This is a genomic window from Methanobrevibacter sp. (genome assembly GCF_045220775.1).
Classification (GTDB): domain Archaea; phylum Methanobacteriota; class Methanobacteria; order Methanobacteriales; family Methanobacteriaceae; genus Methanocatella.
In genome coordinates this window covers 1-9,509 of sequence record NZ_JBGUWC010000123.1, presented here as the reverse complement: position 1 = coordinate 9,509, position 9,509 = coordinate 1, and the positions used below count along the sequence as shown (strand labels likewise).

General features: G+C 38.0%; 11 protein-coding genes. 4 read left to right on the top strand and 7 right to left on the bottom strand.

The window, feature by feature from the left end; all coding sequences use genetic code 11:
- Window positions 1-173 precede the first annotated feature (173 nt).
- Together ACJROP_RS08360 and cgi121 are read left to right on the top strand one after the other, a co-directional pair.
- A complete protein-coding gene (locus ACJROP_RS08360) occupies window positions 174-1,643 on the top strand; it encodes a (R)-citramalate synthase (protein WP_406535013.1) in 1,470 nt (489 codons plus the stop codon).
- 8 nt (window positions 1,644-1,651) lie between these two features.
- Window positions 1,652-2,143 carry a KEOPS complex subunit Cgi121 gene (gene cgi121 / locus ACJROP_RS08355; protein WP_406535012.1) on the top strand — a complete coding sequence of 164 codons (492 nt, stop codon included), beginning with the start codon at window positions 1,652-1,654 and terminating at the stop codon, window positions 2,141-2,143.
- Here the strand turns inward: cgi121 and ACJROP_RS08350 are convergent.
- The 6 genes from ACJROP_RS08350 to trxB all read right to left on the bottom strand — a co-directional run bounded on the left by ACJROP_RS08350 (window position 2,127) and on the right by trxB (window position 7,237).
- Entirely contained in the window at window positions 2,127-3,083 is a 957-nt protein-coding gene (locus ACJROP_RS08350; protein WP_406535011.1) for a DegT/DnrJ/EryC1/StrS family aminotransferase, read from the bottom strand. The two genes, cgi121 and ACJROP_RS08350, sit on opposite strands and share 17 nt — an antisense overlap.
- Window positions 3,076-4,257: a hypothetical protein gene (locus ACJROP_RS08345; protein ID WP_406535010.1), complete on the bottom strand. Its 1,182-nt coding sequence runs from the start codon at window positions 4,255-4,257 to the stop codon at window positions 3,076-3,078. The genes ACJROP_RS08350 and ACJROP_RS08345 overlap by 8 nt, the downstream gene beginning before the upstream one ends.
- Before the next feature lie 47 nt (window positions 4,258-4,304).
- Complete coding sequence (guaA, locus tag ACJROP_RS08340; protein WP_406535009.1) at window positions 4,305-5,231, bottom strand: glutamine-hydrolyzing GMP synthase; 927 nt, start codon at window positions 5,229-5,231, stop codon at window positions 4,305-4,307.
- 1 nt (window position 5,232) lies between these two features.
- Window positions 5,233-5,490: a hypothetical protein gene (locus ACJROP_RS08335; protein WP_406535008.1), complete on the bottom strand. Its 258-nt coding sequence runs from the start codon at window positions 5,488-5,490 to the stop codon at window positions 5,233-5,235.
- Window positions 5,483-6,055: a GMP synthase subunit A gene (locus ACJROP_RS08330; protein ID WP_406535007.1), complete on the bottom strand. Its 573-nt coding sequence runs from the start codon at window positions 6,053-6,055 to the stop codon at window positions 5,483-5,485. Before ACJROP_RS08330 ends, ACJROP_RS08335 begins: the two co-directional genes overlap by 8 nt.
- A gap of 267 nt (window positions 6,056-6,322) precedes the next feature.
- Window positions 6,323-7,237, bottom strand: a complete 915-nt coding sequence (gene trxB, locus ACJROP_RS08325) for a thioredoxin-disulfide reductase (RefSeq protein ID WP_406535006.1) — start codon at window positions 7,235-7,237, stop codon at window positions 6,323-6,325.
- Window positions 7,238-7,371: 134 nt separating this feature from the next.
- Here trxB and ACJROP_RS08320 point away from each other — a divergent pair, with 134 nt between their 5' ends.
- Both ACJROP_RS08320 and ACJROP_RS08315 read left to right on the top strand, forming a co-directional pair.
- Window positions 7,372-7,518 (top strand): 4-Cys prefix domain-containing protein, encoded by a 147-nt coding sequence (locus ACJROP_RS08320; protein ID WP_406535005.1) that lies wholly within the window; start codon window positions 7,372-7,374, stop codon window positions 7,516-7,518.
- Window positions 7,519-7,536: 18 nt separating this feature from the next.
- Window positions 7,537-8,157, top strand: a complete 621-nt coding sequence (locus tag ACJROP_RS08315) for a hypothetical protein (RefSeq protein WP_406535004.1) — start codon at window positions 7,537-7,539, stop codon at window positions 8,155-8,157.
- Window positions 8,158-8,321: 164 nt separating this feature from the next.
- Here the strand turns inward: ACJROP_RS08315 and gatE are convergent.
- On the bottom strand, window positions 8,322-9,509 hold a 1,188-nt coding region (gene gatE / locus ACJROP_RS08310; protein WP_406535003.1), incomplete at its 5' end, for a Glu-tRNA(Gln) amidotransferase subunit GatE.

Genomic DNA, 9,509 nt, shown 5'->3' with positions numbered 1-9,509 from the left:
GTCTCGTTTCGATCCCAGTAGTGAAGTCCTTTTGTGTTTTGTTTGTGTACTATGGTTTTCTATGGGAATTTCATTTCGCTGCAAGCTTTCTATTACAATTATTATTTACTTATTTTTAACTGTTTTTTTTTCTATTGCTTAATACCCGTATTGCATAATTTCAGGTGATTTTTTTGAATATAAAAGTATTAGATACTACCCTTAGAGATGGAGAACAGACTCCTGGAGTTTCTTTAACTCCTTTAGAAAAGTTAAGGATTGCAACAAAGTTGGATGAAATAGGTGTTGATTATATAGAAGCCGGCTCTGCAATTACTTCTGAAGGTGAAAGAGAATCCATTAAAGGAATTACACAGCAAGGATTTGGTGCTGAGATTTTAAGTTTTTCAAGACCATTGACTATTGATATTGATTATTGCCTTGATTGTGATGTTGATGGAGTCAATCTTGTTGTTCCAACATCAGACTTGCATGTTTTTGATAAATTAAAAAAATCCCGTGAAGAATTAATTGAGATGTCTAATAATGCGGTTGACTACTGTAAGGATCATGGTTTGATTGTTGAACTTTCTGCCGAAGATGCTTCCAGAAGCGATGTTGATTTTTTGAAGTCAGTATATACCAATGCAATTGACCATGGTGCAGATAGGATTTGCGTATGCGATACTGTGGGTATTTTAACACCAGACACTTCATTTGAGTTATTTGACAAATTAAATGATATTGAGGTTCCTATAGCATGCCATTGTCACAATGATTTTGGCCTTGCCGTTGCCAATACATTATCTGCCATAAAAGGAGGATCATCTGAAATCCACACCACCATTAACGGTATAGGTGAGAGGGCTGGAAACACTTCCTTTGAAGAATGTGTCGTCAGCATTGACAGATTGCTTCCTCAATTTTCAACCAATATCAAAATCAATGAAATTTATGATGTTTCCAAGTTGGTTGCAAGGACCACTGGTGTTTATATTCAACCTAACAAAGCGATTGTAGGTGAAAATGCTTTTGCCCATGAATCAGGAATCCATTCTGATGGCATCATTAAAAATTCCGCAACCTATGAGGCAATGACTCCAGAGCTTGTCGGACGCAAACGCAAATTTGTAATTGGAAAGCATATGGGAACTCATGGTTTGGACAGCAGACTTAAGGAATTGGGCTTGAATGTTGATAAGGATCAACTTCAGCAAATCTGCAATGACATCAAGGACCTGGCTGATAAGGGTAAAACAGTCACTGATGTGGATTTGCAGGCAATCGCAGATAACGTTTTGGAAATCAACCATGAAGATAGAATCAAGCTTGATGAGGTAACAATAGTGTCCGGAAACAAGGTCATGCCGACAGCATCAGTTAAGGTTACCATTGATGATGAGGAAATTCTCAATGCAGGTGTGGGTGTAGGTCCGGTTGATGCCGCAATCAATGCACTCAAGACTTTGGAGATTTTCAGTGATGTTGACTTGATCGAGTATCACGTAGATGCTATCACTGGCGGTACCGATGCATTCATTGATGTAATCATAAAATTGCAGCAAGGTGACAAGATGGTATCTGCCAGAGGTACTGAACCTGACATTATCAATGCAAGTGTGAAGGCATACATTGCTGGAGTTAATAGACTTTTGCGTGATTAGGTGTTAACATGTACATGAGTAATGTTCAAATATTGGGTTTTAAAGGTACAATTGATTCTCTTGAAGAAACGCTTAATTTAATTAATAGTATCAGAAAAGATGATGAAATAATTCAACTTTTCAATGCGGATGCTATAGTTTCCAAAAATCATATTATTCATGGTGTGAATCAGGCATTTTTGGCATTTGGCCGTGGTGAAAATTTGGCAAATGACATCAGTGTTGAATTTGTCTTGAGATGTTCAGCACAAAGGCAAATTTCAAAGGCATTCAAAATCCTGGGTCTCAAGGAAGGTGAGATGAATTTGTGTGCAGTGCTAATCAACTGCGGTGATTACACAGATGAGCTGTCATCAATATTTACACCTGATGATAGTGTGTTGATACCTGATGAGGAAAATTTAAAAAAAATATATAAAATCAGGGATGTTGAGTTAATGAACATGTCAATTGAAGAAATAATAATTGATAGGATAACAAAGCTCACTGTAAATTATTAATTTTCAACTCTTCAATTATTCTATCCAAATTCTCTTTTTTAAGACAGCCGTAATCAAGATTTTTGACTTCGATTGCAATCGCTTTTGATTTGACACGATTATAGTTAGGGCATGTTGTAATGAATCCGCTTTTATCGGTTGTCAGGTTTTGCTTTAAATTCCAGCTTATATCTTTTGCATCTTCATGTGGAATAATTACATTGACGCCTCTTTTATCTGGGTGCAATGAGTTGGTTAGGTGTTTTTTTAGATACTCTGTTGCATTTATTGTAGCTTCGAGATTTTCCTTTACATTATCTATTTCACAGTCTATACCGCTGCATGTAATTTGGGATGCTTTGCTTAATTTTTGAGGCAGTGCTGATTTTTTGAATATTTCATCATCATCAGCTGAAATGAATCCGCCGCTTCCGACATTAATCATTTTCGGTGAACCGGTTGATGCAAGAATGATGTCTGAGTAGTTTCCATTTCCCAAGAGGTTTTTGCTATCTCCAATTCCTGCAGATGCATCCTCAATTGTTGTGATTCCGTTATTTTTACAGTATTTTGAAATGGATTTGGTATCCTGCTCTGCTGCATATCCTGCAAAGCTTGTAAAAATCAAAGCGGAATTATCATTGATTTCCAGATTGTCCATTTCCTTTGGATTAATCAGGCCAAAGTCAGTCTTTAATGTGATAATATTTTTGTTTAGGAATTTAGCGATTTGCTTAAATCCGTGCCAGCCCCCTTGATCAGGAACGATAATGTCACCTTCAATTGCTGATAGGGCAATGAAAATGGAATTGTTGCCACTGGATGTAATTTTAACCTCTTCATGATGAGTCAAGTCTTTAATCTTATCAATAGCGCTCTTTTCATAGTCTATATCGCTGCCTAAGGCAACTTCTGACATTATTTTTCTTGTTTTATTTGATGGGGTTTTAAACTTAAACATTTTTTTCACTTTTAAAGTACATGTCCAAAGTGGTCTGCTTTGTGTGAAGCATTTCATTTAACAGTGTTCCTTGCTTTACATATCTGCTAATCGGTATTTTTAGCTTTGTTCCTGCATATTCCAGACAATTCTCTAGAGTTTCAAACTCCAGATATGGCCTCATCATGGCCTCTTTGATGTTTTCCCTAACATTGAATACGCCTAAAGGAACATATCCGTCATAGGCTTCCCTTAAGATTATCAATCCAGACTGCTTTTTGATTTGCATCAGGTAATCAAGAACTGCCATTTTAGCAGTATAATAGCATCCGCCGACTCTTGAATATTCCTTTTTGCCGCCGTTTGTTTCATAATCTGAAAATATCAGCTCTTCATTTCTCATCAGCTTGATGAATGCCTCATACCATTCATATTGCCATTCGGTAGGTGTTAAGATGATTATATAATAATTGTTTAAAGCTCCAAATTCGAATACCCTGTAAGTGTCCAATCTTTCGAATTTCCTCACTTCCTTTAGAAACTCGTCTGCAAGTGTTGAATCACATGCTGTAATTGACCAGCGTGTCGGAACGAGTCTCCTTTTGTTTTTGGTTCCTATAGCACCAACTGAAAATGCCTTTTGCATTGCAGTGAATGGAACGTCCTTGTTGTGAAGATTGACAACAGCATCAACTGCCTTCAGGTCAGTATCATAGAATGTCTTTTCAAGCTGCCTGTCCCATTTGACCGCATCTATGTCGAACTTTTCAATGACTGCGCTTGGACCGTGTGGGGTGCTGTCTTCGGTAAGCATAGATCCTGTTGGTCTTCTGCCGAAAGTCGCTTCGCTGTCGATTGATTTGGATGCAAGTGAAATGTCCTGAAGCTTTTCGACAAATGGATTTTCCAAATCATCGATTTTTATCAGCTGCTTTCCTCTCACCAGACCCATCCTGTAGTTAATGATTTCCTCTTGGGTCTTGTTCTGGCCAATCCAGTCTTCGGGAGAGTCCATGATGTGGGTATCTCCCATCTGGGTACTCATCATCGGTCCGGCATACACTTTAGGATAGGACCATCTTCCGATAAATACTGATGGTGGGGTTGTTCCTTCAAGGTTTTTCCCGACTTTAACAGACTTCATCTGAATCTGTTCTGTCAGTTTGGCTAAATAAGCATTTTTAGTGGTTTTCATGATTTTCTAAAAAAAGTAAAGGTAAATACTATTAATTAAAATAGTATTTAGCAGAATTCAATGGTTGCAGGTGGTTTGTCACTGATTGAGAGTGCAACATGGGTAACTTCAGAAATTTCGGAAGTGATTCTTTTTGATATTGTGTGAATCAATTCCCATGGAAGTTCAGTAATTGAAGCAGTCATTGCATCAATTGAGTTTACAACTCTGACTACAACAAGGTATCCGAAGTCCCTTTGGTCTCCTTTGACACCGGTTGCTTTAGTATTGGTCAAGACTGCAAAGTATTGCCATACTTCTTCATTAAGTCCTGCAGCTTCGATTTCATCGCAAACGATTTTGTTTGCTTTTCTGCAAATTTCAACATTTTCTCTGGTAAGCGCTCCAACAACACGTACTCCAAGACCAGGGCCTGGGAAAGGCTGTCTGTACACGGTTGTTTTCGGTAAATCTAATTCATCACCGACTTCTCTTACTTCATCCTTGTACAGGTCACGGATTGGTTCGCAAAGTTCCAGTTCCATTCCGCTTGGAAGAGCAATGTTGTGGTGGGATTTGATTTCTCCTTCGGTTTCAATCCAGTCAGGAGCGATTGTTCCTTGAACAAGGAATTTTGCATCGGCTTTGATTGCTTCCCTTTCAAATACATCAATGAATACCTTTCCGATGATTTTCCTTTTTTCTTCAGGATCTTCAACGCCAGCAAGGGCATCCATGAACTCGTCGGAAGCGTCTACAAACTTGAAGTTTAACCTGTCTTTGAAGGTATTGGTTACCTGTTCGACTTCTCCTTCTCTTAAAAGACCATGGTCTACAAATACTGCAGTCAAATTATCGCCGATTGCTTCCTGAACGAGAACAGAACATACTGAACTGTCCACTCCTCCGGACAATGCGATAATCGCTTTTTCATCACCGATTTGGTCTTTGATTTTTTGGATTGCATCTTCAATAAATTCTTTTGGGCCTAACATTTTATTCCTCATTGTCTTCCTCATAATCTTCAATGATTTGTTTGATCATGGCTTCAAGGCCATTGTCATTTCCGGATTCAATGGCTTCGAATATGTCATCGTATTTAATGAATTTTTCTATTTTCACAGATTTTTCACCAATTCCGGATATTCTAAATCCGTATTCCTCATCTCCGATTGGGATGTTTACGAATTGTCTTTTCAAACCGGCCTTGTTTTCAACAGCTTTGTTTTTTAAGTCTTCAGCATTATCAATCATTGTTACACCTTTCTTGACAGATTTTATAAAAGTTTTCAAAAATAATTGATCCCTTTGGAGTATGGTGCACTTCAGGGTGGAACTGGATTCCATATATGTCCTTGTCCTTGTGCTTGAAGGATTCAACGTCACACAAATCAGAACTTGCTAAAATCTCAAATTCCTCAGGAATTGTCTTGACTTCATCCTTATGTGATGACCAGACATCCATTTCAGGACCTATCTGATTAAATAAATTTTCATCATTATTAATGTTTATTTTAACTTGAGCATAACTTTCGGTTTCAGAAGTGCTGACTTCCCCACCATAGGCTTTAGCAATCAACTGATGGCCAAGACAGATTCCCAAAATCGGAATGTCAAAGTGCTTGATGTATTCCTCGCTGTTCCCGGCACCTTCAATGGAAGGTCCTCCACCTAAAATCAACCCGATTGGGCTTTTGGCTTCAATCTCTTCGATTGTATGTGTGTTTGAAACCAATTCAGATGGAATGTTCAAGTATTGCAAGCTTCTCTGAATTCTGTGGTTGTATTGTCCTTTATTGTTAATCACTAAAATTGTCATTGTATGCTCCATTAAAATATAATGATATTATTTTTGGTTTTTATAATTATTATATGTTATTATAAAAAAAGTTAAAAAAAATCTCTTAAAGTTTATATATTACATGCTATAAATTAATGTTACATGGAACTTAGAGATTTAGTGTTAATTATAGTTGCTATCTTGATAGCAGTAGTAGTGCTTAGAATATTCTTCTGGCTTTTGCCGGTCTTTATAGTGCTAGTTATAGCATTCTTCATCTATGTCTACTTGCAGGAACGCTATTAACTAATTCTGCAGGTCTGTGAATGCGGAAGTTGCAGCGACTGCACCTTCTCCACAGGCAACAACCCACTGCTTCAAACCAACGCAAACATCACCAACAGCATAGACAAACTCGACATTGGTTTTCTGATTCTTGTCTGTGATGATATGTCCTGATTCGTCCAGTTCTACTTCTAGCTGTTTTGCCAGTTCAGTGTGTGGAATGTAGCCGATGCTGACAAAAACTCCGTTTGTTGGGACTTCTGTTAGCTCTCCTGTTTTTGTGTCTTTTAGGACGACTGATTCGACTAGCATGTTTCCTTTTATTTCTTCTACGGTTTTGTTGAGGAGAGTGTTGATTTCAGCTTGTTTAATCATTTCCTGCAGGTGCTTTTGGGCTCTGAATTCGTCCCTTCTGTGGATTATGGTTACGTTTGCTCCGAGGTTTTTGAGGTATAGTGCTTCTTGAAGGGCACTGTTTCCGCCGCCGACCATTACAATGTCACGGCCTGCAAAGAAAAATCCGTCACAGGTTGCACAGTAGCTGACTCCTTTTCCCTTGAACTCCTCTTCACCTTTGACGTTCAGGGGGCTGTGTGAGCTTCCGGTTGCAAGGATTATTGATTTTGCTTTATATTCATCTTTATTTGTTTTGACTGTAAAGCGATATTCATCGTCTGTTTTTATGATTTCTGTAACCTCTTCCATTTCCTTCAAGTCGCAGTTTTTGATTGCTTGCGCTTTGGTTTTTTCTATTAATTCTAAACCTGAAATGTTGTCAAAACCAGGATAGTTTTCCATTGCAGGGACTTCACGGCCCAATCCTCCTGCGAGATCTCTGTCGATGATTAGGTTTTTAGTTCCTTGACGTCCTGCATAAATGCCTGCTGTAAGGCCCCCCGGGCCGGCTCCTATTATAATGATGTCATACTGTTCCATTTTAATCCTCAAAAAACTTTTAGTTAGGGTTATTTATGAACTTGAAATCATTTAAAAATTTTGCATTTGATTTTAGACACAAGTTATATTATCTCCGTGTGCCAGATATATTAATCGGATTAATGGTGATTAACATGACAAAACAGTGTTTCTACTGCAGTTATCCGAACAGTGATGATGCAACAAGATGCATCAGCTGCGGAATGGAACTGGATACCTACTGGGATAGCTCCGGCGACAGGCCAGTTCTTGTGGATGAACGCAAAAGGAAAAATCTTTAAATTTAAACAGGTGATATCATGAGAAGATTCAGGGAAGATGAAAACGAATTGCCTTATCTGGTTTATGAGACAAGAGAAAGCAGAAAAAGGAGTCATTCACAACAACCTCTTGATATAAGATTTGAGGATATTCCATTCAGCGAATTTCCATCATATGTGAATCGCTTATTATTGGCTCCCAATCATAAAAGCAATCTAATCAGCTCCGTTGATGTCAAGCCAAGGCAGTGTACTTTTTCCATTCGCCAAAGCGATGAGGGGGTTCAAATTAAATTTAAAGTTAAAAATCAATATCTTGAATCGAACATTACTGTTTTTTATAATCCTGCTTATTCCAGCTTCGAAAGGCAGTCATATGCCAATTACCATAATGGTCTTGAGGCATTGCCATGGTTTAAAAATGAGGTTGCAAGAGTTGAAAGGGAAATAGGTATGAAATTTTGGGAATGCGGTTCCGGCTTTGATTATAAATGCGGCGATGGAAAATTCCTATTGAAGGACAGTTATACTGTTATTGTTTTTTTCGGCGATGAAAGTGATACATCTGATTATTATGAATATAAAGTCGATTTTGAAAATAAAGAGCTTAAAATGTATCATCTAACGTCGTTTTCGGAATGGTTTTCGTATTATATATGATATATTAAATTTAGAAAAAGTTGTGTTTTCCGCTTGATAAGTCTTGGCCAGGAAGAGGCTAAAAAATTGGATTAATCCTGCCCATTTGAAATGCCAGGATTAGCATTGACGCTCATTTTATGTAAAACTATTTTTAAAAAAAGAGAAATTTAGGAATAATCTTCCTAAATCAATTTTTGAATTTCTTCACGTACAATCTTATTGACCATACCACCATCGGCTTTTCCTTTGAGCTGTTTCATGCACATTCCCATTAAAGGACCCATTGCGCCCATCTGGCGCTCTTTTACCATTGCTTCATTGTTTGCAACAATATCTGCAATGATTTTAGCAACATCATCTTCGCTAAGCATGGTCAAGTTGTTTTTCTCAGCAATTTCTTCAATTTCCATATCAGGATTTTTAATAGTTTCAACTGCTAATTTACGTACGCTATCCTTTGCAATTTTACCTTCAGCCAATAAAGTAAAGATGCCTTTGTAGTGGTCTAAGGTCAACACACTAACGTCAAAGCCTTCCCTTTTGATTTCTCTTAAATCATATGCAAGTAGTGACGCTACAGGTGTTGCATCCACATCAACGTCCGCTAAAATAGCTTCAAAGGTATCTGCAACTTGCCTTTTGACAAGCTGTGTTGCCAGATCTTCACTTAAATTGTATTCTTCGATGATTCTGGCTTGTTTAACGTCAGGCAATTCAGGTAAATTACTTGCGATAGGTTCAATTCTGTCAGGAGTGATTTTGAATAGTGGAATGTCGGTTTCAAGATACATCCTGTTTGCAGTCGGAAGAGGTCTCATGTATTCGGTGTTTCCGTCATCCAATGCCTTACGGGTTTCTTCAACAACACCTTCCAAACCTAATGAAGCTCTTCTTTTAACCTCTTCAAGTGCAGAAATTGCTACATCCTCATCATGAGCTACAATAATGAATGCGTCATCTTCGCCGATGTTTAAAAATTCGTTGACTTTATCAACTTCCTCTTGGGTAATTCCGTAAGCAGGAAGTTCATCTGAGTGGAAAATTCCTGAAACTCCACGTTTTTTGGCATAGCTTGCAATTTCAGTTCCGAATCTTCTTCCAGGTTGCACTTCACGGCCAATCAAGCCATCGAAACCTTTCAAGACAACCGCTTTAATGGTTTGGGCAGATTTTAAAATCTTGGATTCAGTATCAACAAACAATTCATCTAAAGTATGAATTTCTTCCAAGACTTCAGCATTTCTTTCGTTTAACTGGTTTTTAATGTCAATCAATGCCAATTGCCTTTCAACTTCACGGTTTACGATTTCAGCCATCAAATCCAAGTCCTGAACACCTTTGATTTCCACACGTGCACCTTCGGCAATGGA

What these genes read in the sequence shown, in the direction of transcription:
- trxB (WP_406535006.1), bottom strand. Translation starts at nt 7,237, where the DNA reads ATGGAACAGTATGACATCATTATAATAGGAGCCGGCCCGGGGGGCCTT.
- ACJROP_RS08335 (WP_406535008.1), bottom strand. Translation starts at nt 5,490, where the DNA reads ATGATTGATAATGCTGAAGACTTAAAAAACAAAGCTGTTGAAAACAAG.
- guaA (WP_406535009.1), bottom strand. Translation starts at nt 5,231, where the DNA reads ATGTTAGGCCCAAAAGAATTTATTGAAGATGCAATCCAAAAAATCAAA.
- ACJROP_RS08345 (WP_406535010.1), bottom strand. Translation starts at nt 4,257, where the DNA reads ATGAAAACCACTAAAAATGCTTATTTAGCCAAACTGACAGAACAGATT.
- ACJROP_RS08330 (WP_406535007.1), bottom strand. Translation starts at nt 6,055, where the DNA reads ATGACAATTTTAGTGATTAACAATAAAGGACAATACAACCACAGAATT.
- ACJROP_RS08350 (WP_406535011.1), bottom strand. Translation starts at nt 3,083, where the DNA reads ATGTTTAAGTTTAAAACCCCATCAAATAAAACAAGAAAAATAATGTCA.
- ACJROP_RS08315 (WP_406535004.1), top strand. Translation starts at nt 7,537, where the DNA reads ATGAGAAGATTCAGGGAAGATGAAAACGAATTGCCTTATCTGGTTTAT.
- cgi121 (WP_406535012.1), top strand. Translation starts at nt 1,652, where the DNA reads ATGTACATGAGTAATGTTCAAATATTGGGTTTTAAAGGTACAATTGAT.
- ACJROP_RS08320 (WP_406535005.1), top strand. Translation starts at nt 7,372, where the DNA reads ATGACAAAACAGTGTTTCTACTGCAGTTATCCGAACAGTGATGATGCA.